Source organism: Peptoniphilus sp. (genome assembly GCF_034090345.1).
Taxonomy (GTDB): domain Bacteria; phylum Bacillota; class Clostridia; order Tissierellales; family Peptoniphilaceae; genus Peptoniphilus.
Genome location: NZ_JAXDSS010000069.1, coordinates 1 through 25108 on the forward strand (window position 1 = coordinate 1; position 25108 = coordinate 25108).

The window sequence follows — 25108 nt, forward strand, 5'->3', positions numbered from 1 at the left end:
CGCTTCTTATGAAGAGTTATAACTCAAGGGAATTGTTAAAGATACTAAATGAAAATGGTTGGATTGAGACAGGAATATCAAGGGGAAGTCATTTATACATGCACAATCCAGATAAACCTGAATTGGGGAAAGTAACCATACCGCACCCAAGAGATAATTATCCAATAAAAACTTTACAGAGTATCGAAAAACAAACAGGGGTTAAATTATAGCCCCTTATCCCTAAAACGATTTGAGGTGACTTATAATGAAAGACAGATATATTTATCCAGCTATTTTTGATTATGATGAAGATGGTATTAGTATCAGTTTTCCGGATTTGCCTGGTTGTTTGAGCTGCGCAGATAATGATGAGGAAGCTTTAATTATGGCTGAAGATGTTCTAGGTTTATGGATGGAAAATTTAGAGGAAGAAAAATCTGATATTCCAACACCAAGTAAATTGGTAGATATTTCAACTTCGGAAAATCAAAAAACTATACTAGTTGATGTGTGGATGCCGACAATTAGAAAAGCTATAAATAATAAAGCTATTAAAAAGAATTTAACAATACCGCAGTGGTTAGACATAATGGCTAGAGAGAAAGATTTAAACTTTTCTTTTATTTTACAAGAAGCTTTAAAAAGAGAATTAAATATAATATAATTATTGCACAAGGGTTTTAACAGCCCACTAAAAAAGGACTGGATAGGGTTTCTATCCTACCAATGTGCACATTGAGAAAGCCTAGGGATTAAATCTCTAGGCTCTTTTTTTAATATCAATAGTCATGTATAATAAAGTTAGTTATTAGGAGTGTTATACATGAAAAAAGTAAGCTTGAGATATAGAAAATTCAATAAACATAAGTCTGAAAAGATTATGAGGTTGCTTTCAAAAATAAAAAGAGAAAAAATCAAAGATGATTTACTTAAAAAGAGAAAAATCATTTCTGAATTTGAATTACCATCAGATTTTAGACTTTTTGAGAACTATGACATAGTTATGAATTTTTTCATAATGTACTTAAAGAAATTAAAATGAAACTTTCACTTCATACGGACATAAAAACTTTAAGTGTAAAATTTAAACTAAAAAATATAGAACGAGCAACAAATGAAAGTATAATGTTCTTATTAGCCATAGTAAATAGTTATAAAAATGAATCAATCAAAAATATTCACTATTCTGGAGATGTCCCAATTAAAGAGTCTGTAAAAAGAATGTTTATAGAATCTGGATTTTTAAATTATTGTAGGACAAATAATATGGGAAATTTACAAACTTCAGAAAATAAGATTCAGATAAAATACGGAAATGGGTACTATAAGCCGAATGATTTTATTTCTGTATATGATTGGATATCAAGAGATATAAATGTGGCAAAACATTACACAAAAGATTTAAGTGGAATAATAAATGAAATTATTGGCAATGCAGTAGAACATGCTTATCCGAAATCAAATAATAATTTTAAACAAAAAAACTGGTATTTTTACGCAGAGAAAAAAGAGAAACACATAGAATTTATAGCACTAGATCCAGGAGTAGGAATGCCGCAGACTATGAAGAAAAATTTCTTTGAGAAAATATTTCAGTGGACATTAAACACTGATGCAAAGTTAATTGAAAGTGCTTTGCTAGGTATATTTAGAACAAAAACAGAAGAAAGAAACAGAGGTAATGGGTTACCTAAAATTTATAATAGTGTAGTTAAAGGTAAAATTTCTAATTTACAAATTTTATCTCAAAAAGGATATTGTTTTATTGAAAAGAATGGAAATATATTTACAGAAAATAAACATAAAGGATTTCCAGGGACTTTATATAAATGGGAATTGAAAGTGGAGGAGTAATTATGAATGTAAATGTAAAAGAATTTACAACTACGCCAGGTGGTAGGTATAAACAAATAAGCTCTTTCTCGGGTGAAGAGTTTAGAGATGATATATTAAGACCTGCAATAGAAGAAGCTATTAACAAAGGAGAAAATATAGTTATAAATTTAGATGGGACTTATGGTTATCCTACGTCATTTTTGGACGAAGCTTTTGGTAAATTATGTAAATATTTTACTAATAATGAGTTGAAAAAGATAACTTATATATCTAATGATGAACCAAGTTTAATTCAAGATATTGAAAAATACACAAAAAACAATAGATGACTATGAAAGATTTTTTTAAATTGCCATTAAAAACTTTAAAAGCACTACTGTATATATTTTTATTTATATTAGTTTTATTGATTTTTATATATAATATTAAGAGAAAGTCATTTTTTTATATGAATTTTTTTGAAATCTTAACTCTAATCTTTGCTTTTGTATTTGGGTATTTATATGTTGAAAATTCTAAAAGAAATACTGACATAAAAAATGAAGTTACAAGAATATTATATAAAATCTTAGAAGAACTTCCTAAGTTGAAAGAAATAGATGACAAAGACTATACTCTAATTCAACGAAAGATTAATAATTATATTGAGATGATTAGTAAAGTTCAATTAAATAAAGATATAAGTTCCGATATATTTTATATAAAGATGCAATTTGAATATATAAAATATGACTATAGTATCTATATTGATAAAATGAAAGATAAATCAGAAATTAAAAATCATATAAATCTCAGCGTTAATAATATAGAGACTAAAGTTGATAATATAATTTTTGAACTAAATTGTCCTATTAAAAAATACTAAACACTATAAAATAGCCAGGGGAATAAATCCTCTGGCTGTTTTATATCACATAACCATATTGATTAATGCTGACTAATTTTTATAAGCAATATACAAACAATTTACAAAATGGCTTTAAATCAACTAATACAGCCGTTTAAAATTCTCAAAGAGATAAAAATATTTTTCATGCAAAAAAAGAGAACCTTTGGAAACACCAACTTCCAAGGGTTCTCTTTTTTGGCTCTATGTCAAATATTGGATTCTATAATATCACTAAAAATCAGTTAGAAAACTCCTTTATATTGTTTTGTTGGGTGCTTAATAATTTAGGATTGAGTGATGATTTGTGTAATGTAGTTCAATTTGGTATTGTAATTTATAGGAGATATTCTTTATAAAAACATCAAATTTATTTGCGAATTTCAACTTTTGCTTCCATCAGAAGAGCTCATACATAAAGCTATTAATATACCTGGATTAATATTTATAAGTTATATTGTACTCATCTCTTTGGTTCAACTTTTTGGGAGTATTCTAGTTTTTAATGTTACCCTATCAGGAATAGTTTTCAAAAACAAATTATTTAATATTCTCAAAAGTGATGAGCAGAGTAGAATTATCTACTTTGCAACATCACTTTAATTTTAGTTATTTTTATTTCTTATATATTTATCAATTGCCACTGCGGCATCTTTTCCTGCGCCCATTGCAAGGATTACAGTTGCAGAACCTGTTACAGCGTCTCCGCCAGCGAATATTTCTGGTCTTGAAGTTTGACCTTCTTCATTTGCAACAATTCCGCCCCATTTACTTGTTTCTAAATTATCTGTAGTAGATGAAATAAGAGGATTTGGATTTGTACCAAGTGCCATGATAACTGTCTGGTATTCAGTTTCGTATTCTGAACCTTTAATAGTTACAGGTTTTCTTCTGCCTGATTCATCTGGTTCACCAAGTTCGTTTTGAACATTTACAAGGCCACGAACCCAACCACTTTCTGTTCCAAGGATTTCAACTGGAGCAGTTAGCATTTTAAAGTTTATTCCTTCTTCTTTTGCGTGATGAACTTCTTCAACTCTTGCTGGAAGTTCTTCTTCAGTTCTTCTGTAAACAATATCTACTTCTGCACCAAGTCTTCTTGCAACTCTTGCAGCATCCATTGCAACATTACCTCCACCTATAACAGCAACTTTTTTACCAAGTACAACTGGAGTATCGTATTCGCTCTCAAAAGATCTCATAAGATTGTTTCTAGTCAAAAATTCATTTGCAGAATAAACACCGTTTAAATTTTCGCCTGGGATATTCATAAATCTTGGAAGTCCAGCTCCTGAACCTATAAATATTGCTTCAAAACCTTCGCCATCAATTAATGAATCGATTGTTACAGTTCTTCCAACGACGATGTCGTTTTCAATTTTAACTCCAATTTTAATTAAATTTTCAACTTCGTGTTTTACTATCTCATCAGGAAGTCTAAATTCAGGAATGCCATATACTAGAACTCCACCGCTCTGGTGTAGGGCTTCGAATATAGTTACGTCGTATCCCATTTTAGCAAGTTCTCCTGCACAAGAGATACCGGCAGGGCCACAACCGATTATTGCAACTTTATGTCCATTTGACCTTGGCTTTTCAGAAAGAGTTACATTGTTGTTTCTTGCATAGTCAGCTGCAAATCTTTCAAGCTTTCCAATTGCAACGGCATCGCCTTTATTTGTAAGGATACATCTTTGTTCACATTGAGTTTCTTGTGGACAAACTCTACCACATACTGCAGGCAGTGCTGTATAAAGTGACAATACTTTTGCTGATTGTTCAAAATTATGGTTTGCAATTTCTTTTATAAAACCTGGAATATCAATTGAAACAGGGCAACCACCAACGCATAGAGGTTTTTTACAATTTAAACATCTCTTAGCTTCAATAACAGCTTCTTCTTCTGTATAACCAAGACAAACTTCTTCAAAATTTTTACTTCTGATTTCTGGGTCTTGATTTGATATAGGAGTTCTTGTAAATCTATCAAATTTTTCATTTTTTGCAATTTCATCAACTGTTTTATCATCTTTATCATTTAAGCTTTTTTCTAAATCGTGAAGAATTTCTTTATGTTGTTTAGCGATGGCTATGTCGATATTGCAGTCGTGGTCTTTTTTCTTTAAGTCTAAGTAATTGTCTGTGTTATCAGCAAATTGTCTTTGTCTTGCAATAGCTGAGTCAAAGTCAACTAAGTGTCCATCAAATTCCGGACCTTCAACACATGCAAATTTCATAACTCCATCTACTGCAACTCTACAAGCTCCACACATACCTGTACCATCAACCATAATAGGATTTAATGAAACGATGGTAGGAAGCTCATATTTCTTAGTTGTTAGACATACAAATTTCATCATTATCATAGGACCTATTGAAACACATTGGTCATAAGTTTTCTTTTCATTCTCAATTAAGTCAACTATTTTATCGGTAACCAAACCTTTAAATCCATAGCTACCATCATCGGTACATATGTATAGATTGTCACATACAGAACCTAATTCTTTTTCCAATATAACAAATTCTCTATTTTTAGCTCCGATAATTACATCAACATTAATACCATGTTCATGTAACCATTTTGCTTGAGGATACACAGGAGCAGTACCAACACCACCGGCAACCATAAGATATTTTTTATTCTTAAGTTCTTCTATACCTTCATTTAAAAATTCTGAAGGAACTCCGAGCGGTCCAACAAAGTCTTTTAATTCAGCACCTTCATCAAGTGCACAAAGTTTTTGGGTAGAAGGTCCAGATGCTTGAACTACGATTTGAACAGTGCCTCGTTCCATATCATAATCAGATATTGTAAGTGGTATTCTCTCTGAATACTGGTCTGTAATAACTATGATGAATTGTCCGGGTTGAGCTGATGCGGCAACTCTTGGAGCATATACATCCATTAAATAAATGTTTGGAGCTAAAAGCTTTTTTCGCATTATTTTATACATAAAACACCTCTTTTAAAAATTAGACTATTCTATTATACTTCTTAGAATTTTAAATAACAATCAATATAGTTAAAAACTTATAGAATATATAGTATTACAATAAATATGAGACCAAATAAAAGAAAAATAGAGATATATCTTATATAATTAAATTAACTAAAATTTAAAAAAGAAAAGATATTCCATGGCAATACAATTATACAGAAAAACAAAGATATTTGTGCACATTTTAGATACAAGATATCATGCTGTTAAATCTGATAGAAATGTATATTAACTAGCCTTTATATTTTAAGAAGATATAAAATTTCTAAGGTGTCTTTAATGAGATGGAACAAAAGAATTTCTTAAAGATAAGTCTAATAGACTTTTAAGCAAGCAGACTAATACTCATACTGATGAGGAAATTTTACGAATGAGGTCTTTTAATAAAAGAAATCCTAATCTTTATATTATAGAACTGTATGCATAGCTTAAGTTTAAGAAATGGTATGAAAGACATCTTTGTTATTTATATATTAAGAAAGTGTAAATGATAATCTAAAAGCGGTCCAAAAATCGGCAAATTATAGTCGAAAAATGGTCCACTTGTTTTAAAATTAAATATCATATGAAATAATGTGGATGTATAGGAGTGAAAATTTTAATGGACAAACATTCGATTATCAAACTAAAAAATGAAGGTTATTCTAACCGTGAGATTGTTAAAATGCTATAGAAAGAAAAGTAAATATACAAAAGAAATAGATGCCTTTTTAGATCAAATATTTGAAGAGGAAAAAAAGGAAAAGAAAACAGGAAATAGTAGATGCAGGTAATGTATTTGCTTTAAAATATGAATTTAAAAGTATAGACGAAGCAAAAGTATATAATTTAGAAGAAAAATTGATAGAATTTAATAAAAAATCAAAAGATAGAAGAAAAAGAAAAACTCTTTCCCATAAGATCAAAATATGACCTAACATAATATTAAGGCAAAAGGTAGATTCATACGGATTGTACAAGTAGAAAACAATAAATATTCAGTCTATGACTACTTAGCATGGAAAATAGTAACAATAAGAACCTATGCAGAAGAAGTAAAAATATACGTATGAAGATAATCTAGTTGCAAGCCATAAAAAGAAAGATGGTTTAGGTGAAATAAGTATTAATATCAGACACAAAAAGAGTTTATTTTTTCACAATCTCAATATACAACAAATATTTTAGGTGTTATAATCATAGTAGTGTGTTATGTTATTATCAAATTTTTTAATAAGAGGTGAATTAAATGAGTTCTACAAATCTCACTTTTAAAGTGGGCGGTGTACACATGAATGAACATAAAGAGCTTAGTGAAGCGAACTCGATTGAGAGATTGCCGGAGCCCAAAATTGTTTACATACCTATGAGTCAACACATAGGAGCACCTTGTAAGCCTACAGTGCAAAAAGGGGATGAAGTAAAGATTGGTCAAACTATTGGAAGTAGCGAGGCATTTATATCAGCAGACATTCATTCTTCGGTATCTGGGGTAGTTACAAAGGTAGAAAATATGTATACAGCTGATGGTAGGTTCTGTGAGTGTGTTGTAATTGAAAATGATGGTCTAAATACTTCTGTTGATTTTAAACCTATAGAAAACTATGACGAGTTGAAAGTTGAGGAGTTTGTACCATATGCAAAGAAGATGGGACTTGTTGGAATGGGTGGAGCTGGATTTCCACTTCATGCAAAGTTAAAGGGGGAAAATCCTCCATTGGATGAATGTATAATTAATGGTGCAGAATGTGAACCTTTTTTAACTTGCGATCATAGAATAATGTTAGAAAAGACAACTGAAATACTTGAGGGGTTAAAGATTTTTTCTAATTTTTATAATAAACAAGTTTCATACATGGCTATAGAGGAAAATAAACCTGATGCCATTAAAAAGATGAAAGAAGTTATAGATTCAAACAGTAGATTTTCTAATTTAAAAGTTGTAAGTTGTCAAACTAAGTATCCTCAAGGAGATTCAAAGAGATTATCTGAAGCTGTTTTAGGGAGGATTGTTCCACAAAATGGTGTAACTAATGATGTTGGAGTGTTCTTAACTAATGTAGGAACTACATTAGCTTTTTATGAAGCTGTTGTAGAAGGAAGACCTTCTTATGAAAGAGTTATTACAGTTAGTGGGAAAGGAATTCAACAACCTAAAAACTTGCTAGTTAAAATAGGCACACCTGTTGAAGATATAATAAATTATTGTGGTGGACTTAAAGATGAAGCTATAGAAATAGTTTGTGGTGGACCTATGACAGGTAAGAGTGTTTTTGATTTAAAAAGTCCTATAACAAAAACAACTTCAGGATTATTGGCATTGACTGATGAAGAAATGAACTATGCAGAAGAATCTCCATGTATAAGATGTTCAAGATGTGTAGACCATTGTCCGGCTAATATAAATCCAACTGACATAAATGCAGCTATATTAATCAATGATGTAGATTTTTGTAATGAACTTCATGCTGACCAATGTATGGAATGTGGAATATGTTCATTTGTTTGTCCTGCAAAGAGAAATCTTGCGCCATCTGTTAAATTAGCTAAACGTGAAATTAAACTTAAAGCTATTAAATAGGAGGGTACTGTGGAAAATACAAAGTTAAATCAATCTTCACATAGTGAAAGGTTTGTATCATTGGCCCCTCATGTAAGGAGTAATGATACAACTCAAAAAATAATGAGGGATGTAATAATTGCCCTCGTACCAGCAATGATAGGTAGTATTTATTTCTTTGGAAGTAAAGCAGCAATACTTTTAGCTGTTTGTATAATATCATGTGTTGGCTCTGAAGCTATTTTTCAAAAATTAACGCATAAGGAAATGAGAATTTCTGATTTATCTGCTGTTGTAACAGGTATTTTAATAGCATTCAATTTACCAGCTACATCACCTTGGTGGATGGCAGCATTCGGTTCTATTTTTGCCATAATAGTTATAAAAGAATGTTTTGGTGGTATAGGTTCAAACTTTATGAATCCTGCTATCGGAGCTAGAATAGTAATAATGGCTTCTTGGGCTAAGTTAATGACTAGTTATGTAAGTCCGGAAATGGCTAAATGGACTTCTGAAGTTGTAGCAAGTAGCGCTACAGTAGACGCTACAAGTTATGCAACACCTTTGACATTGATGAAAGCGGGAACATTTGAACAATTGCCTAGCTTAATGGATATGGCTATAGGGAATATAGGTGGTGTAATAGGGGAAACTTCAGCAATACTTCTATTAATAGGAGCTCTTTATCTAATTGTTAGAAAAGTTATATCTCCGCTTATTCCGGTAATCTTTATAGCAACAACTGCCGTAGTACTTATGTTATTTGGAATTTCATTCGAATATATGCCTTATCAATTACTAGGTGGTGGATTAATACTAGGAGCTTTCTTTATGGCTACTGACTATTCTTCTACACCAATGAATACAAAAGGAAAGATAATATTTGCGATTGGTTGTGGTATTCTAACTGCTGTAATTCGTGCAAAAGCTTCTTTGCCAGAAGGAGTTTCTTATGCAATAGCTTTAATGAATGTTGCAACACCTTTGATTGATAGAATCACAAGAACAGAAGCATATGGGGAGGCGAAATAATGAGCGAACCAGTTAAATTCGGAGCAATTTTACTTTTATTTTGTGCTATTAGTGCAGGTCTTTTAGCTTTTGTAAATAGCATGACTGTTGATGTAATAGCTCAAGCACAACTTGAACAAACACTTAATTCATATAAGACAATTTTTGGTGAGGAAGCTGATAACTTTGAAGAATATGATCAGAGTAAACTAGAAAAAATTCAAGAAAAATATCCTGAAATAGAAGCTATTTTTGTAGCTGAAAAAGCAGGTCAAAAAGTAGGGTTTGGAGTTAATGTTACAACTAATGGTTTTGGTGGAGCAATGACTAATGCTTTAGGCATAAAAATAGAGGGTGACGAAATATTAGGTTATAGCAATATAACTCACCAAGAAACTAAAGGTTTTGGTACACAAATTACTGAAGAACCATATATATCTTCATATAAGGGAAAGAGTGTTTCAGAAGAGTTAGTTTTGTCAAAAGAACCTAAGGCACCTAATGAAATAATGCAAATTTCAGGAGCTACAGTAAGTTCAAAAGCGGTTTTTGAAGGGGATAAAATTGTAGCTGAAGTTTATAAAGACATATTAAAGGCAGAATAGGGGGATAAAAATGAAATTGTCTAAAGTATTAATTAATGCCATTTTTAGAAATAACCCCGTATTCATACAAATGATAGGGTTGTGTTCGGTATTAGCAATAACAAACTCTTTGATGAGCGCTATAGCAATGGGCATAGCTGTAACATTTGTACTTATAATGAGTAATGGAGTTGTATCTATACTAAGAGGTGTAATACCTGAAAAAATAAGAATACCTTGTTTTATAGTAGTTATAGCGACATTTGTAACAATAGTTCAAATGGTTTTACAAGCTTTCTTTCCACCAATATATGAAGCTCTTGGTATCTTCTTACCACTTATAGTTGTTAACTGCTGTATATTGGGAGAAGCTGAAGGATTTGCTTATAAAAACAAATTAATTCCTTCATTAGTAGATGGTTTGGGAACTGGTATAGGATATACTATGGCAGTCGTGGCTATGGGATTTGTAAGAGAATTATTAGGATATGGAACTTTACTTGGGTTACAAGTTTTACCAGAATCTTATCCTGGTATAGGACTTATGGGAGCACCGGCAGGGGCATTTATACTTTTAGGTTTCTATATAGCAGGTTTTAAACTTTTACTTTCAAGAAGGGGTGAATAAAAATGTTAGGCTCAATTATAACTATTTTAGTTTCTACAATATTAGTTAACAACTACATATTTGCTCAATTCTTGGGAATCTGTCCTTTTCTTGGAGTTTCTTCAAAAGTTGAAACTGCAACAGGAATGGGAATAGCAGTGACTTTCGTAGTTGTTATAGCATCTGCAATTACATGGTGTTTACAAACTTTTATATTAGATAAATTTGGCTTGGGATACTTACAAACAATAATGTTTATATTAGTAATAGCATCTCTTGTACAATTTGTAGAAATGGTAATTAAAAAATTATCTCCATCACTTTATACTGCAATGGGAGTTTTCCTTCCTTTGATAACAACTAACTGTATGGTTCTTGGAGTTACAGTACTTAATGTACAAAACGGATATAATTTAATTGAAACTGTAATAAGTGGACTTGGTGCTTCAATAGGATTTACAATAGCTCTTGTACTTATAGCAGCATTAAGAGAAAGACTTGTATATGCAAAAGTACCTAAAGCTTTACAAGGTGTTCCTATAGCTCTTATAAGCGCTGGTCTTATGGCATTAGCATTTTCAGGCTTTTCAGGACTTGTATAGGGGGTTAAAAAATGAATGAAATAATTTTGCCTATTATTTGTTTAGGTATAACAGGTGCGATTTTTGGAATTTTACTTTCAATAGCATCTAAGGTATTTGCAGTTGAGCAAGATGCTAGAATGGTTGCTGTAAGAAATGCACTTCCAGGAGCAAACTGTGGGGCTTGTGGATTTCCGGGATGTGATGGATTAGCTGATGCAATAGCAAAGGGAAAAGCTCCTGTAACAGGATGTGTAATAGGCGGTAAAGATACTGCCGATGCAGTTGCTGATGTAATGGGAGTAAATGCTGGAGATGTTGATAGAATGGTAGCTAATGTACTTTGTCAAGGAACTTGTGGAGTTGCTAAAGACAAATACAGATATGAAGGATTAGCTGACTGCAGATTGATTTCAGATTTCCAAAAAGGATCTAAAGCTTGTAATTATGGTTGTGTTGGAGGAGGCTCATGTGTAAGCGTATGTGAGTTTGATGCAATACATATAGTAGATGGAATTGCAAAAGTAGACAAGGAAAACTGTGTAGCATGTAAAAAGTGTGTGGAAATATGTCCTAAGAACTTAATTGACTTAATTCCATACAAAGCTAAAACAGTTGTAGAATGTCACTCAAATGATATTGGTAAAGATGTTAGAGTGAAATGTGGAATAGGATGTATATCATGCGGACTTTGTGAGAAAAATTGTCCTAAAGATGCTATTCACGTAAATAACAATTTAGCTAGTATAGATTATGAAAAATGTATAAACTGTGGAATATGTGTATCATATTGCCCAACTGGAGCTATTTTCTGTGAATATCCTGAAAGAGTAGAAAAGATAAAAGAAAAGCGTAAAGCAGATCAAGAAAAGAAAAAACAAGAAGCTTTAGAAAAAAAGAAACAAGCTGAAGAAGCGGCTTTAACTAAATAGGAATTAAATAAAATTTGTAGGGTGGACATAGTTCGCCCTTTTTTATGTTTGAAATTAGGATATAAAATTTTAAAAAGGAAATAGATGAAAATGCCTACACTGTTTGTTGGACATGGCAGTCAGATGATTGCAATTTAAGATAATGATATAACTACGAAATTTAAGAATATTGGAAATACAATAATCGATAAATATGGTAAACCAAAGGCAGTTTTAATGTTTTCAGCACATGGGTTTACTAGTGGGAATCTATTACAAAGTGTGAAAAATCCTAAGTAAATTTTTGATATATATGGATTCCCAAAAGAGTTATATGAAGTAGAGTATAGTCCTAAAGGTAATTGGAGCTCACTAAAAAGTTTTGGGAATTTTAGGTAATGATATATATGTAAATAATGATTGGGGAATTGACCACGGAGCTTGGTCTGTATTAATCCATGTGTTTCCAAAAGCTGATATACCAGTTGTGCAACTAAGAGTTAATAGAAATTTAAGCGAAGACGAGATTTTTAATTTAGGTTTTTAATTTAGGCAAAAAATTATCTATTTTAAGTGATGATAAATATTTAATTAAGGATAGTGGGAATATTGTACATAATTTGGCAATGGTTAAATGGGATAGTGAATTTGTAAGTGAATATGTCGATGAATTTGATGAATAAGTGAAGAAGAATATTTTAAATGGCGACTATAGTGAAATAATAAATGGAATAACGAAAAAAATTACAACTATGCAGTTTCGACCTAAAGAACATTTTTATTTATTACTATATGTACTTGAAGCAAGCATATGCAGAAGAGTAACAATTTTTAATAATATAAAAAACTTGGATTCTATATCATGACTTCTTATTTATTTGAATAGAAATTAAAAAACATTATTAATAATATAAATAATTTTTTTAGTGTGATATAATTTTATTGAGGTGCATATATGAAAAAAGGAGATTATATAATTGTTGCCTTAATTTTATTGTTATCAACAGGAATTTTTTTAGTATCTAAAAATTCTGTAGTAGAAGCTGCAGAGAAAGAGGTTGTAGTAAGTGTTAATGGTAAGGTTGAGGCAAGATATACGCTCAGTGAAAAAGAAAAACTTTATACAATAGATAATAAATATGGTAAAAATACTTTTGCAATAACTAGCGATGGAGTACATATGGTTGAGTCTGATTGTAAAGATCAAATTTGTATTCATATGGGTCATATAACTAGGGCTGGAGAATCTATTATATGTCTACCAAATAGATTGATAATTTCATTAGTGAATGCAAATGCGGACAATGATGTTAAAGACACAAGAGAAGTGGATGTGGTACTACATTGAGAATTAAAAAGATGATTTTTTTATCACTACTTGTGTCTTTAGGCTTAGTCATTGGTTTATTTGAAATGATGTTGCCAACACCAGCTGCAATACCTGGAGCTAAATTAGGTCTTTCAAATATGGTAGTTTTAATAACTATTTTATTTTTTGGTAATAGAGAAGGTATAGTAGTTGCGGCTTTGAAATCAATCTTATTAGTTATAGTAACAGGGTCAGTAACAAGCTTTATTTTTTCTTTTACGGGAGCTATGTTGAGTACGGTAAGCATGTCTTTGGCAAATAGCTTCTTAAAAAAATATATATCTACAGTTGGGATTAGCTTAATAGGCTCAGCGTTTCATAATATGGGGCAAGTTTTAGCAGCGTGTATAGTGTTAAATACATTTAGTATAATTTCATATTTACCATTGTTATTAGTGCTCGGAATTTTTACAGGATATTTTGTTGGGGTAGCCAGTGAGTACTCAGTTAAAAATTTGAGTGTTACTTTTAAGGGGAATATTAATGAATAGAAGAATAGTTCTCGCATCGAATTCGCCTCGTCGAAAAGAAATGCTTACAGAATTTATAGATTTTGAAGTTATCAGCAAATTTATAGATGAAACATATGATGAAAGTAAATCTGAACATGTAAATGTTATGTCTATAGCTTTTAATAAAGCGTATGAAGTAGCAAAGGAAAATGAAAATGCCATTGTAGTTGCAGCGGATACTTTAGTTTATAAAGATAGACCGTTAGGCAAACCTAAGGATAGAGAAGATGCAAAAAAAATGTTGTTAAGTCTTTCTGGTACTATACATGATGTATTGACAGGTTGTGCAATAATTTGCATGGAAGAAAACTACAAAAAGATATTTTATGAGAGAACACAGGTTAAGTTTAAAAAATTGAGTGAAATACAAATAGAAAAGTATTTAGATACTTTGGAATATGTAGATAAAGCGGGAGCTTATGGTATTCAAAGATATGGAAGCCTATTAATAGAGTCTGTAAAAGGCGATTTCTTCAATGTTGTAGGGCTTCCGATATCGAGATTGTATGATGTGTTAGATGCTGATTTTGATGTAGATTTTTTAAAGAGGTAGACTATGCAAGAGAATTTTAGTATTAAAGAAATGCCTGAAGAAGATAGACCTGAGGAAAAATGTTTGAAACTAGGGACGGAAGCGCTCTCTAATGCTGAATTACTTGCACTGATAATAAGAACAGGGAACAAATCTAAGACATCTGTGGAATTATCCCAAGAAATATTAAATAAATTTAGTTATAAGGATGAATATGGGTTCGAACATAGGGGAATAAGTGCATTAAAAAATATAAGGATATCTGACTTGACTGCTATAAATGGAATAGGAAAGAGTAAAGCTTGTATGATACTTGCAGCTGTTACTTTGGCAAAGAGGATGAGTCAAGAGTCTGTATTTAAAAAGACAAAGGTGAATTCGCCATCTAAAATAGCTAGTTATGTAATGGAAGATATGTGCAGTTTGAAAGTGGAAGAGTTTAAAATAGCAATATTAAATACAAAAAAAGAATTAGAAGTGATAAAAAATATATCAACTGGTTCAATGGATATGACAGTCGTACATCCAAGAGAGGTTTTTAAAACTGCCATAGATTACTCTGCGCATACAATTATAGCAATACATAATCATCCTTCAGGAGATATAACGCCATCAACAGAAGACATAGCTTTAACGAAGAGATTAAAAGAGGTTGGCAATATAATTGGTATTGAACTTGTGGATCATATAATAATAGGTAATAGAGTTTATTACAGTTTTTTGGAGAATGGATTAATATGAAGTATTATGTGGATTCACATGAAAATTTAATCATAGGATACGATAATAAAATAGAAAAAATTATAATATTAGATGACCCAATAAATAATATTTACAGAGGTAGTGTTCAAAAAAAAGTGAAGGGAATTGGAACTTTTATAGATTTGGGAGATTACATAGGATTCACTCAAGAAAAAATATCTCAGAGCGAAGGGGAAAGTGTAATAGTTAAAGTAATAAAAGTTCCAAGCGAAAAAGAAAAAGCATTAAAAGTAAGTAGAAAAATTTCTGTAACAGGTAATGCTATGATTGTATTTGATGATGACTTTATAAAAGTATCATCAAAAATTAACGCTGAGATGAGAAATAATTTATTAAATTTTGCTGAACACAACTCTTTTAAGGGAGTATTATTTAGAACTGAAGCTCAAAATATTGCTTTTGAGTCACTAAAAGAAGAATACACTGATTTAAAAGAAAAATTGAATTTACTAGAATTAGAAAAAGATAGGTTACCAAGCCCAAAGTTATTATATAAAGAGCCAATAGTTAATAGAATAAATTTAAAGGAAAATGAAGAAATATTATTTAATGATTTGGAACTTTTTAAGCTTTATAAAAATCTAGTAAATTCAGAGTTTGATGCTGAGTTTAGTATTAAATACATACCTGAATTGGTTAGAGAATTAAATGTTTTAAAGGGTAGAGAAGTTGCCCTACCTGATGGAGGAAATATAACCATTGAAAAGACATTGGCTTTTACTGTAATAGATGTAAATTCAAAGGGTTATAATGCTATAAATAACCATGAAGTTGTGAGAAAAATAAATTTAGATGCAACTAAAGAAATCGTGAGGCAAATTTTACTTAGAAATATTTCGGGAGCTATAATTGTAGATTATATAGATTCAGATGAACAAATCAAGAAAGAAGTTATAAATTTGTTAAGGAAAGAATTAAAACAAGATGGTAAAAATACTACTGTGCATGGCTTTACTAGAATGGGATTGTTGGAAATGTCTAGAAAAAATAGAGGAGAAGAATTAAGTAATATATGGATAGAATAGTAGTAAATATTGTTGGTGATTCTATAGTTAATGGTTTTGGTGTTAAGGGCAATTCATTTTCAAAGATAGAGTCTGATAAAATATTATTTAATAATTTTGGCGTGAATGGAGAAACGTCCTCAAGTGTTCTAGATAGAATTGATAATTTATTAGATTGTGATTTATTGGTGTTATTTTACGGGTTAAACGATTTTCTTAATGGTATGCCGGTAAAATATGTAGTTGAAAATACTGAAAAAATTTTGCGTAAGTCAAAATCAAAAGTATTAGTATGTATACCACATATGGTGGATACAAATGAGCTGAGATTTATTTTTAATCCGGGCGGAATAAATAGAAAGTTAGAAAAATTACATGATGAATATTTAAAATTGAATTTTAGTAATTTTAAAATTCTGAATTTTTATAAGTTAGTGAAAGATATTGAACTTTTTGACGGAATTCATCCTAATGAAAAAACACATGAAGATATGAAAAAATTATTTTTAGAATTTTTAGAGGTGAACTATGGATTTTATAAATAAGCTTAACAAAAGGGAAAAGGTTTTATTAATTGTTTTGGTGGTTTTGATTTTTGAAATGCTGATATATTCGTTAGTATTTTCTGAAAAAGTAAAAAACATTGAAGCATATAAATATAAAATAGAAAATACTAAATTAGACTTAAAAGATATTAAATTAAAAAGTGAAATTAGAGACTCGGATAAAGAAAATGTCGTAGTAAAAAGAGAAGATAATGAAGGGTTTATAAAAGAATTTCCACAAGCTGCAATAAGCACTGTCGAAGAAAATAAAATAATAGACATACCATTAAAGAAAGAAGAACTTTTTAAGTTATTAAATTTGTCTGATTATTATAGTTACGATAATGCAACTTTAACTCAAGATTTTGAGGGATATAGAATAACTTTCACTTTCAAGAGTGATAGTTCTTCTATATTACCGCAAATAGTGGCATCTGAAGGGGATATAAAGAGTAAAATTTTTAAAGAAAAATTAGATGAGAAAGATAAAAATAATAACATTATATCTGCACTTAATGAATCTAAAAGTGTAAAAGAAAATAAATCAGAAAGTAAGAAAGTAGATAAAGAAGGAAATGTATTATCAACTTCAAAACAAGAAAATAAAATCGAAAGTATACCAAAAAAAGAAATAATAGAAAATATTGAAGCTTTAGGGAATGAAAAAGTACACAGCAATTTCAATATAAATGCTGAAGATTGTATGTTATTAAAAAATAATGAGTCATCAGAAGCTATGATAAGTGCTATGGAAAATGGATTTAATTTATATTATAAGACTAAAGGAGAGTCTACTTTAGATATTGTGTTGAATAGAGTAGAGTATTTAAAAAAAATAAAAATCTATGTTTATTCATATTTAGATACAAAAACATTATTAGAAATTAAGGGCGGAGAGTATATTATCTCTAGAGGGAAAAATGAAATTGAATTGACAAATGATAATATAGACAAGATAAGCTTGAAATCAATTAGTGATGAAGAAAATTTATTATCTTTTGTAATCGAAGGTGAATTATGAAAAAAGGATTCACTTTGATTGAAATAGCAGTGGTTTTAGGGATATTAGTTATACTGATGGGAATATCAATACAAAGTATTTATGGAATTAAAGCATATAAGCAAAAACTTGCAGTTAAAAATTTTGTATCAGATTTAAATTCAGCTAGAGGATATGCTGTAGCAAATAACAAAAAAGTTTCAGTCAAAATTTCAGAGGATTATTATAGTTACGAAGTCAATGATGATTTTATTTTGCAAAAATTACCGGAAGGACTTATTTTAGAACCTGAAACTAAAGAATACAAGGATATAGTTTTTACAAGAAAAGGAGTTTCATCAAGAGAAGCTGGAAGAACTATAAATTTTAAAACTGAAAGAAAAACATATACAGTAACCATATCTCCGGTAAGTGGAAAGGTGAGATTGAGCAGTGGAAACTAAGAAAGGATATACTCTAATAGAGTTAGTGATAGCAATAGGAATAGTTATAATACTTGGGACTTCAATCATCTCAGCATATATAAATTTAAACAAATCAAGAGTGTCGATTTATGAAATTCAAGATGCGAGCAATAAATTGCAAAATGCAATGGAAAATGCAATTGTTAATATAAAAAATGGCAACTCAAATGTAGAATATGAAGATGTGGATGTAAAGTTAAAAAAAGTTTCAGATGATTTATTTGAAGTAAGAGTAAGTTTTGGAGAAAAGTATGAGCTTAAAAAGTTGGTCAAAAAAGGGGTTTACTCTGATTGAATTAGTTATGGTTGTTGGAATATCATTGATTTTATTTTCTTTACTAACCACGATGGTCAGTCATTTAGTGATGGTAACTAAGAAGGTTAGCATTGAAGAAGATATTGCGAGTGAATTATATTTTTTTGAAAATTACATAAGAGATGAAATATTAAATGCACAGAAAATAAAACAAGACGGGTCAACTGGATTTAAAATAGTAAATACTGAGAGAGTTAATAAAGAAATTGTACAAAAGACTATTCATTTCGAATTGAAAAATAAAAACATACGCAGAGTAACTAGTGGAAAAGAAGGTAATAATCCATTGATATCAAAAGTTGAAGTTTTCGATGTTAAATGTACAGATGATTATATAAAAATAGATATGGAAATGATTAATGGAAAGAAGAGAGAAATATTAGTGGCGATAAGAAATAAGGGATAGATTATGAAAAGAGGATATGCAATTGTAGTTACGGTATTAATAATGAGTTTAGGGCTTATTTCGATTAGCTTTCTTTTGAACTCTATTTTTAAAAGTGCTTTAGTACAAAAAAATTCTATTGATTCTATACAAGTAGACTACAATGTAGAATCTGCAATTGAAATGATTACATCTGCAGAAAATTTTGAAATACTGATAAAGAATTTATATGAAAACAAAAAATATATAGATAAAGTGGAAATATTTGGCAGTGAGGTTGATGTAATAGGTGTTATGGTTGGGAATAGGCCTCCGAATTTTGAAATAAAAGCTGAAATATGTAATAAAAATATAAAGTCTAATTGGTATGCTTATGGGAATATAGTAAATGAGATATACACAACAGGGCGTAGCATTGTAAGTCCTAGAACTTGTAATGTGAATGGAAAAGTTAGTATAGATGAACTTCAAAAAATGAAAAGTAATATAGGCACTGGAAATACTAAAAATATAATTCTACCCTCCGAAGATATATATTTGCATAAAGAAGGGAGCTCGATAGTATTTTTTAAAGATAGCGAACTTAAAGAAAGAGTTGATACTGTCTCTTCTTTTGATAGATTTTATTTGGAACAAAATGATGGGAATTTAATTGTATTAAGTGATATTAAAGCTATGGCTTTATTTAATGTTGAAAATATAATTTTGGGAGCAAACATAAAAATAAACGGAATTTTGAATTTAAAAAGTGACATTCAATCGTTGGGGGATTATAATATAGAAGTTGATGGATTAACACTGAATTATGACCAAGTATCTGAAAATTACATAGTTGCAAATTATAATTATGATAAATTGCACATGTTTCACAAAAATTTTAAAGATTTTATTAAACCTACAGTTAAATATACATCTAAAGAAAAGAAGTAAAAGTATTTAAATAGATATTTGTAATGTGTTATAATAAAATGAAGAGAAAATTTAGGAGGTAAATTTATGATATCAGCAGGTGATTTAAGAAAGGGCGTTACGTTTGTAATGGATGGAGATGTTTATGAAATTATAGATTTCCAACACGTTAAGCCTGGAAAAGGAGCTGCTTTTGTTAGAGTGAAAATTAAATCAGTGCTTACTGGTGGAGCTAGAGAAACAACTTTTAACCCTTCAGAAAAATTTGAAAAGGCAGTTATAGAAACTAAAGAAATGCAATATCTTTATAGTGATGGAGAACTTTATTATTTCATGGATAATGAAACATACGAACAAATTCCATTGGAAAAAGATGTAGTAGAAGATGCTCTTAATTTTATGAGAGAGAATGATGTAGCTGTTATCAATTTTTATAAAGGTAAGCCATTTAGAGTTGCACCTGCAAATTTTGTTGAATTAGAAGTAACACAAACTGAGCCAGGTGTAAAAGGAGACACTTCATCAGGTGGAAATAAACCTGCTACAGTTGAAACAGGATTTACCCTAAATGTTCCACTCTTTGTAAATACAGGCGATGTTATCAGGATTGATACAAGAACAGGGGAGTACATGTCTAGAGTATAATCTAGAGAATTAGGAGGAAACTATGGAAAACTTAAAAGCAAGAATTGCTTATTTAGAAGGTCTAGCAGATGGATGCGAGATTGATGAAGCTTCAAAAGAAGGACGTATTTTAGTTGAACTTATCGATGTACTTGGAGATTTAGTTGAAGAAATTCAAAGCCAACAAGAAGATATTGACGAATATCTTGATCTACTAGATGAAGATTTATCAGATCTTGAAGATTATGTATATGACGAAGACGAAGATGATGATTTTGATCTATACGATGAAGATTATGAGGATTTATTCTATGATGAATTTGAAGATTCAGATTTAGAAGTAGAAGAATAAATTTAATTGGGCCGAAAGGCCCTTTTTTTATTGCAGAAGCAAATAATTAAAAAATTGAATACATAGTTTAGATTTGATATAATTAAGTTTACTAAAGCATGGAGGTGCGAAATGTCTGAAAAGTATTTAGTAAATACAGATATATCTGGAGATGTAAAAATATCAGAAGATGTTATTGCTACAATTTCAGTTCTTGCTGCTGAATCTGTTGATGGGGTAGCAAAGATGCAGGCTAGTTTAAAATCTTCTGTTACTGATATACTAGGCGTTAAAAATGTTGGACGTGGAGTTAAAGTGTCCGTTGGAGAACAAGAAGCAGTTATAGATACTTATATAACTGTTGAATATGGCAGAAATATAGTTGGAATTGCAAAAGTAGTGCAAGAAAAAGTGAAAGAAGCCGTTGAAAATATGACAGGTTTAGAGGTTGTAGAAATCAATGTTCATGTAAGTGGAATTGCAGTATCGGAAAAAGAGAAAGTAAGAAGTTAATGAGTAGAAAAAAAGCAAGAATAGGTCAAATGCAGTTGTTATATCAAATGGATTTAACTAATAAATTTGATATAAAAGAAGTTGAATTATTTTTAGATAACTTTTCTTTTAGTGACGATGAAATTGAATATATAAATGTAGCTATTCCGCAACTTATAGATAATATAGAAGAAATAGATTCTGTTATAGAGAAAAATCTTGAAAAATGGTCTTTTAAAAGACTAGCTAAGGTCGATAGAGCTATTTTGAGAATTGCGGTTTTTGAAATGCTTTATAGAGAAGATATCCCGGAAGAAGTATCTATAAACGAAGCTATAGAAATAGCTAAAGTTTATGGAAGTCTAGAATCTCAGAAGTTTATTAATGGAATTTTAGGTAGTATTTATAGAAGTATAAATTAACCGAGGGGTATCTCTCGGTTTTTGTTGTATAAAATAATACAAATAAGATTGGTTTTTCTTTTTAAGTTGTGGTGAGTATGAAAGCTATAAAGGTCAGAGAATTAAATAAATATATAAAAAAGTATGTGGCTATGGACTATCTTCTCTCTAATATATATGTAGAAGGTGAAGTGTCTAATCTAACTAAGCATTCAAATGGCAACTACTATTTAACTTTAAAAGATGAAACTTCATCTATTAGAGCTGTTGTGTACTATACAGATGTTGAAAATTTGGAGCATGAGCCTTTTGAAGGTGATTGTGTAATAGCTGGTGGCGCAGTTGCAATATTTGAAAAGGATGCATCTGTAACTTTCTTTATAAGAAAACTTCGTTCAAAAGGTAGTGGAAATATAAAAGAGGCTTATGAAAGGCTTAAAGAAAAGCTAGAAGCTGAAGGATTATTTGTAAAATCGGGCAAAAGATTAAAGGCTTTTCCACAAAAGGTAGGGGTTGTAACTTCCAAGACAGGAGCTGCAATACAAGATATAATAAATGTAATTAAAAGAAGAAATTCAGCGATTGATATCATATTATTTCCAACATTGGTACAAGGTGAAGGAGCCGTTAAAAACATCCTAGAGGGATTAAAATATTTTGAATATTCTGATGTAGATGTTGTAATAGTTGGTAGAGGCGGAGGTTCTTATGAGGATTTAGTTGCTTTTAATGATGAGGGAATAGCTAGGTATATACATTCAATGAATAAAATTGTAATATCAGCAGTAGGGCATGAAATAGACTATGTAATAAGTGATTTTGTTGCTGATTTTAGAGCTCCAACACCATCTTCAGCAGCTGAAATAATATCTTTGTCTAAGGATGAATTGAAGCAACATTTAGATTTAAGTTTTAATATTATAAAAAATAATATTTTAGAAAAGATAGAAAACAATAAATCTAATTTATTAAGAGAAAAAACTTACTTATTTGAGAACTGTAGTGAAAGATGCAATTTTGAAAGAAGAGAAATAAACTTTATCAAAAGGATATTAAACTCTAATATTCCAAATATTGATAAAAATAAAGAGGATTTGAATGAGAGTTTAATATCTTTAAATAAAAAATTAGATAAAGTTTGTTTTGATAAAAAAAGAGAGTTGTTATTTTCAAGCAATATTTTAAAATTTGATGTATTTGAAGCTAGAAAAAATGAATTAAAATTAATAAATAGATATTTTCCAAATCATAGAATAAAAACTTGTATCTATGATGAGCGATATAGGTTAAAGTATTTAAAATCTAGAATAGATAGTATAATTTATTCGAATCTTAGATATGAGAGAAAAAATATATTTAATTTAGATTTAATAAATAAGAAAAACATTTTGTTAAGCAGTATTGAATATAACAAGAAATTTTTAGACAAGTCTAAAGATCAAGTAAATTTGAGAATAGAAGCTAAATTAAATAAGATTAAAAATGAAGTTTTAAAAAATGGAGAAAGTTTAAGAGATACTAAATTTTCGAATATTTATGCACTAGATGATAATGGTAAGATAATAACTAGTATAAAACAAGTTAAAAATAATCAGATTATGAGTATAAACTTTAAAGATGGAACAGTTAAATCTAAGATATTTAACATAGAGGAGAAATAGTATGAATGAAAGTTATGAAAGTGCATTTCAAAAGCTAAAAACTATAATATCAGAGTTGGAATCGAGAGAGATTACATTGGAAGATTCTATAAATAAATACGAGGAAGGATTAAAGCTTTATAAATTCTGTTTGAGTAAATTAGACGAATATGAAGGAAGAGTAAAAGTTTTAATGCAAGAAGGAAATGATATAGTAGAGAAGGATTTTGAGAGGAAATAATGACAACAAGAGATTACAGTGAAGATATAAAAATAATAGAGAATCATATATTTAAGTATTTTACTTCTATTGACGAATATCAAAAAAAAGTTTATGAGTCAATGCTCTATTCGCTTTCATCAGGTGGTAAAAGGATAAGACCTTTAATGTCTGTTATGGTTTACAGGGCTATAGTTGGCGAAGACTATGCAAAAATTTTACCATTTGCAACTGCAATTGAAATGATTCACACATACTCATTGATACATGATGATTTACCTTCAATGGATGATGATAATATTAGAAGAGGAAAACCTACTAACCACAAAGTATTTACTGAAGCAATAGCTATTTTGGCTGGAGATGGTTTACTAAACATGGCTGTTGAAGTTCTAGCAAGAGAATTAGAGAGTATTGAAGACTTAAGTGAATTAAAACGTGCTTTAAGGGCAATGAGATATATGTTCACAGCTTCTGGCGTTCATGGAATGGTAGGTGGACAGGTAATAGATTTAGGATTTTCCGAAGTTCGCAATCTAGAGGTATGTGAAACTATGTATAAACTAAAGACGGCTGCTCTTATAAGAGCAGCGGTAGTTTCTAGTGCGATACTTGCAGGAGCTAGTGACGAGGAAATAGCAGAATTTGAAGAATTTGCAAATTGCTTAGGTATGGCGTATCAGATGAGAGATGACTTATTAGACGCAAAAGATGACATTGAAAAAGAAAATAACACTATATTAAATTACATTAGTGATAAAGATCTTGAAGAAAAAGTAGATGAGTATAGTGGAAAGGCAATATTAGCTCTTGGAAAGTTAAAATATAACACTGAAGAATTAGAAGAACTAACTAGAAGTTTAATAAAAAGGAATTATTAATGGCTAAAGTAAGAGCTGATATTCTACTTTACGAAACTGGTGGAGCAGAATCTAGAGAAAAAGCTAAAAGATTAATAATGAGTGGAGAAGTTTTTATAAAAACTCAGAGAGTTGAAAAACCCGGACAATTAGTTGATGAAAACTCTGAAATATATGTTAAGTCTAAAGGACTTAAATATGTTAGCAGAGGTGGGTTTAAATTAGAAAAAGCTATAGAACTTTATTACATCGACCTTAAAGACTCAATTTGCGCAGATATAGGAGCTTCTACTGGCGGATTTACTCACTGTATGATTTTAAATGGAGCAAAAAAAGTATATGCAATAGATGTTGGTACAAATCAATTAGACTATAGATTAAGAGTAGATGAACGAGTTGTCAGTATGGAAAAAACCAACTTTAGAACTTTTGATGTCAATTCTATTGAAAAAGTTGATTTTGTAAGTATTGACGTAAGTTTTATTTCACTAGATTTAATACTGCCAAATGTTTATAAAATTTTGAAAGATGGCGGAGAAGTAGTTGCACTTATAAAGCCTCAATTTGAAGCTGGAAAAGGTAAGGTTGGGAAAAAAGGCATAGTAAAAGATATCAAAATACATAAAGAAGTAATTGAGAAAGTTATAGAAATTACTAAAACTTTAAATTTTAGAATAAAGGGTATAACTACTTCGCCAATTAGAGGTACTACTGGTAATAAAGAGTTTCTAATTTACTTAGAAAAATCATCTGAGCAAAGTATTTCTTTTAATATTGACGAGGTTGTTAAAGAGGTCGAATGA

At 30.0% G+C, this 25108-nt stretch carries 35 protein-coding genes; 34 read left to right on the forward strand and 1 reads right to left on the reverse strand.

Annotation, left to right across the window (positions count from 1 at the left end):
* The 6 genes from SOR77_RS05935 to SOR77_RS05960 form a co-directional block, all read left to right on the forward strand.
* The coding region (locus tag SOR77_RS05935) for a type II toxin-antitoxin system HicA family toxin (protein WP_320636232.1) at nucleotides 1-212 on the forward strand (212 nt) is incomplete at its 5' end.
* Between the two features lie 35 nt (nucleotides 213-247).
* On the forward strand, nucleotides 248-646 hold the full coding sequence (locus SOR77_RS05940) for a type II toxin-antitoxin system HicB family antitoxin (protein WP_320636233.1): 399 nt from the start codon (nucleotides 248-250) through the stop codon (nucleotides 644-646).
* Between the two features lie 159 nt (nucleotides 647-805).
* On the forward strand, nucleotides 806-1024 hold the full coding sequence (locus tag SOR77_RS05945; RefSeq protein WP_320636234.1) for a hypothetical protein: 219 nt from the start codon (nucleotides 806-808) through the stop codon (nucleotides 1022-1024).
* Nucleotides 1021-1836, forward strand: coding sequence for a hypothetical protein (locus SOR77_RS05950; protein ID WP_320636235.1), 816 nt, complete (start codon nucleotides 1021-1023; stop codon nucleotides 1834-1836). Before SOR77_RS05945 ends, SOR77_RS05950 begins: the two co-directional genes overlap by 4 nt.
* 2 nt (nucleotides 1837-1838) lie before the next feature.
* Nucleotides 1839-2147 carry an STAS-like domain-containing protein gene (locus tag SOR77_RS05955; RefSeq protein ID WP_320636236.1) on the forward strand — a complete coding sequence of 103 codons (309 nt, stop codon included), beginning with the start codon at nucleotides 1839-1841 and terminating at the stop codon, nucleotides 2145-2147.
* Nucleotides 2148-2266: 119 nt separating this feature from the next.
* Nucleotides 2267-2683, forward strand: a complete 417-nt coding sequence (locus SOR77_RS05960) for a hypothetical protein (RefSeq protein ID WP_320636237.1) — start codon at nucleotides 2267-2269, stop codon at nucleotides 2681-2683.
* A 626-nt stretch (nucleotides 2684-3309) separates the two neighbouring features.
* Here the strand turns inward: SOR77_RS05960 and SOR77_RS05965 are convergent.
* Nucleotides 3310-5661, reverse strand: a complete 2352-nt coding sequence (locus SOR77_RS05965; protein ID WP_320636238.1) for a bifunctional dihydroorotate dehydrogenase B NAD binding subunit/NADPH-dependent glutamate synthase — start codon at nucleotides 5659-5661, stop codon at nucleotides 3310-3312.
* Between the two features lie 768 nt (nucleotides 5662-6429).
* Here SOR77_RS05965 and SOR77_RS05970 point away from each other — a divergent pair.
* The 28 genes from SOR77_RS05970 to SOR77_RS06105 all read left to right on the forward strand — a co-directional run bounded on the left by SOR77_RS05970 (nucleotide 6430) and on the right by SOR77_RS06105 (nucleotide 25108).
* A complete protein-coding gene (locus tag SOR77_RS05970) occupies nucleotides 6430-6618 on the forward strand; it encodes a hypothetical protein (protein WP_320636239.1) in 189 nt (62 codons plus the stop codon).
* A gap of 316 nt (nucleotides 6619-6934) precedes the next feature.
* Nucleotides 6935-8266: an electron transport complex subunit RsxC gene (gene rsxC, locus SOR77_RS05975; protein WP_320636240.1), complete on the forward strand. Its 1332-nt coding sequence runs from the start codon at nucleotides 6935-6937 to the stop codon at nucleotides 8264-8266.
* Nucleotides 8267-8275: 9 nt separating this feature from the next.
* Nucleotides 8276-9277 (forward strand): RnfABCDGE type electron transport complex subunit D, encoded by a 1002-nt coding sequence (locus SOR77_RS05980; protein ID WP_320636241.1) that lies wholly within the window; start codon nucleotides 8276-8278, stop codon nucleotides 9275-9277.
* Nucleotides 9277-9861 carry an FMN-binding protein gene (locus SOR77_RS05985; RefSeq protein WP_320636242.1) on the forward strand — a complete coding sequence of 195 codons (585 nt, stop codon included), beginning with the start codon at nucleotides 9277-9279 and terminating at the stop codon, nucleotides 9859-9861. The genes SOR77_RS05980 and SOR77_RS05985 overlap by 1 nt, the downstream gene beginning before the upstream one ends.
* A gap of 10 nt (nucleotides 9862-9871) precedes the next feature.
* Entirely contained in the window at nucleotides 9872-10468 is a 597-nt protein-coding gene (gene rsxE, locus SOR77_RS05990) for an electron transport complex subunit RsxE (protein ID WP_320636243.1), read from the forward strand.
* Nucleotides 10469-10470: 2 nt separating this feature from the next.
* Nucleotides 10471-11049 (forward strand): electron transport complex subunit RsxA, encoded by a 579-nt coding sequence (gene rsxA / locus SOR77_RS05995; RefSeq protein ID WP_004821734.1) that lies wholly within the window; start codon nucleotides 10471-10473, stop codon nucleotides 11047-11049.
* A gap of 11 nt (nucleotides 11050-11060) precedes the next feature.
* Nucleotides 11061-11960 (forward strand): RnfABCDGE type electron transport complex subunit B, encoded by a 900-nt coding sequence (locus SOR77_RS06000; RefSeq protein ID WP_320636244.1) that lies wholly within the window; start codon nucleotides 11061-11063, stop codon nucleotides 11958-11960.
* Nucleotides 11961-12321: 361 nt separating this feature from the next.
* Nucleotides 12322-12486, forward strand: coding sequence for a hypothetical protein (locus SOR77_RS06005; RefSeq protein WP_320636245.1), 165 nt, complete (start codon nucleotides 12322-12324; stop codon nucleotides 12484-12486).
* A 136-nt stretch (nucleotides 12487-12622) separates the two neighbouring features.
* The gene (locus SOR77_RS06010; RefSeq protein ID WP_320636246.1) at nucleotides 12623-12805 is read left to right on the forward strand and encodes a hypothetical protein; all 183 of its coding nucleotides are present in this window, start codon (nucleotides 12623-12625) and stop codon (nucleotides 12803-12805) included.
* An 89-nt stretch (nucleotides 12806-12894) separates the two neighbouring features.
* Nucleotides 12895-13287: a NusG domain II-containing protein gene (locus SOR77_RS06015; protein WP_320636247.1), complete on the forward strand. Its 393-nt coding sequence runs from the start codon at nucleotides 12895-12897 to the stop codon at nucleotides 13285-13287.
* Nucleotides 13284-13799, forward strand: coding sequence for a Gx transporter family protein (locus tag SOR77_RS06020; RefSeq protein WP_320636248.1), 516 nt, complete (start codon nucleotides 13284-13286; stop codon nucleotides 13797-13799). The genes SOR77_RS06015 and SOR77_RS06020 overlap by 4 nt, the downstream gene beginning before the upstream one ends.
* Complete coding sequence (locus tag SOR77_RS06025; RefSeq protein WP_320636249.1) at nucleotides 13792-14373, forward strand: Maf family protein; 582 nt, start codon at nucleotides 13792-13794, stop codon at nucleotides 14371-14373. The genes SOR77_RS06020 and SOR77_RS06025 overlap by 8 nt, the downstream gene beginning before the upstream one ends.
* A 3-nt stretch (nucleotides 14374-14376) precedes the next feature.
* Entirely contained in the window at nucleotides 14377-15093 is a 717-nt protein-coding gene (radC, locus tag SOR77_RS06030) for a RadC family protein (protein WP_320636250.1), read from the forward strand.
* The gene (locus SOR77_RS06035; RefSeq protein WP_320636251.1) at nucleotides 15090-16139 is read left to right on the forward strand and encodes a ribonuclease E/G; all 1050 of its coding nucleotides are present in this window, start codon (nucleotides 15090-15092) and stop codon (nucleotides 16137-16139) included. The genes radC and SOR77_RS06035 overlap by 4 nt, the downstream gene beginning before the upstream one ends.
* Nucleotides 16127-16663 (forward strand): SGNH/GDSL hydrolase family protein, encoded by a 537-nt coding sequence (locus SOR77_RS06040; protein ID WP_320636252.1) that lies wholly within the window; start codon nucleotides 16127-16129, stop codon nucleotides 16661-16663. The genes SOR77_RS06035 and SOR77_RS06040 overlap by 13 nt, the downstream gene beginning before the upstream one ends.
* Nucleotides 16647-17684, forward strand: coding sequence for a hypothetical protein (locus SOR77_RS06045; RefSeq protein ID WP_320636253.1), 1038 nt, complete (start codon nucleotides 16647-16649; stop codon nucleotides 17682-17684). Before SOR77_RS06040 ends, SOR77_RS06045 begins: the two co-directional genes overlap by 17 nt.
* Nucleotides 17681-18106 carry a type II secretion system protein gene (locus SOR77_RS06050; protein WP_320636254.1) on the forward strand — a complete coding sequence of 142 codons (426 nt, stop codon included), beginning with the start codon at nucleotides 17681-17683 and terminating at the stop codon, nucleotides 18104-18106. Before SOR77_RS06045 ends, SOR77_RS06050 begins: the two co-directional genes overlap by 4 nt.
* Nucleotides 18096-18422, forward strand: coding sequence for a type II secretion system protein (locus SOR77_RS06055; protein WP_320636255.1), 327 nt, complete (start codon nucleotides 18096-18098; stop codon nucleotides 18420-18422). Before SOR77_RS06050 ends, SOR77_RS06055 begins: the two co-directional genes overlap by 11 nt.
* Entirely contained in the window at nucleotides 18379-18849 is a 471-nt protein-coding gene (locus SOR77_RS06060) for a competence type IV pilus minor pilin ComGF (protein WP_320636256.1), read from the forward strand. Before SOR77_RS06055 ends, SOR77_RS06060 begins: the two co-directional genes overlap by 44 nt.
* Before the next feature lie 3 nt (nucleotides 18850-18852).
* Nucleotides 18853-19758, forward strand: coding sequence for a hypothetical protein (locus tag SOR77_RS06065; protein ID WP_320636257.1), 906 nt, complete (start codon nucleotides 18853-18855; stop codon nucleotides 19756-19758).
* Between the two features lie 66 nt (nucleotides 19759-19824).
* Nucleotides 19825-20382, forward strand: a complete 558-nt coding sequence (gene efp / locus SOR77_RS06070; protein ID WP_004821712.1) for an elongation factor P — start codon at nucleotides 19825-19827, stop codon at nucleotides 20380-20382.
* Nucleotides 20383-20404: 22 nt separating this feature from the next.
* Nucleotides 20405-20713 carry a CD1247 N-terminal domain-containing protein gene (locus SOR77_RS06075; protein ID WP_320636258.1) on the forward strand — a complete coding sequence of 103 codons (309 nt, stop codon included), beginning with the start codon at nucleotides 20405-20407 and terminating at the stop codon, nucleotides 20711-20713.
* Between the two features lie 111 nt (nucleotides 20714-20824).
* On the forward strand, nucleotides 20825-21205 hold the full coding sequence (locus SOR77_RS06080) for an Asp23/Gls24 family envelope stress response protein (protein ID WP_320636259.1): 381 nt from the start codon (nucleotides 20825-20827) through the stop codon (nucleotides 21203-21205).
* On the forward strand, nucleotides 21205-21606 hold the full coding sequence (nusB, locus tag SOR77_RS06085) for a transcription antitermination factor NusB (protein WP_004823031.1): 402 nt from the start codon (nucleotides 21205-21207) through the stop codon (nucleotides 21604-21606). Before SOR77_RS06080 ends, nusB begins: the two co-directional genes overlap by 1 nt.
* Nucleotides 21607-21683: 77 nt before the next feature.
* Nucleotides 21684-23246 (forward strand): exodeoxyribonuclease VII large subunit, encoded by a 1563-nt coding sequence (xseA, locus tag SOR77_RS06090; protein WP_320636260.1) that lies wholly within the window; start codon nucleotides 21684-21686, stop codon nucleotides 23244-23246.
* Nucleotide 23247: 1 nt separating this feature from the next.
* Entirely contained in the window at nucleotides 23248-23466 is a 219-nt protein-coding gene (xseB, locus tag SOR77_RS06095) for an exodeoxyribonuclease VII small subunit (RefSeq protein ID WP_320636261.1), read from the forward strand.
* Nucleotides 23466-24326 (forward strand): polyprenyl synthetase family protein, encoded by an 861-nt coding sequence (locus SOR77_RS06100; protein ID WP_320636262.1) that lies wholly within the window; start codon nucleotides 23466-23468, stop codon nucleotides 24324-24326. Before xseB ends, SOR77_RS06100 begins: the two co-directional genes overlap by 1 nt.
* Nucleotides 24326-25108, forward strand: coding sequence for a TlyA family RNA methyltransferase (locus SOR77_RS06105; RefSeq protein WP_320636263.1), 783 nt, complete (start codon nucleotides 24326-24328; stop codon nucleotides 25106-25108). Before SOR77_RS06100 ends, SOR77_RS06105 begins: the two co-directional genes overlap by 1 nt.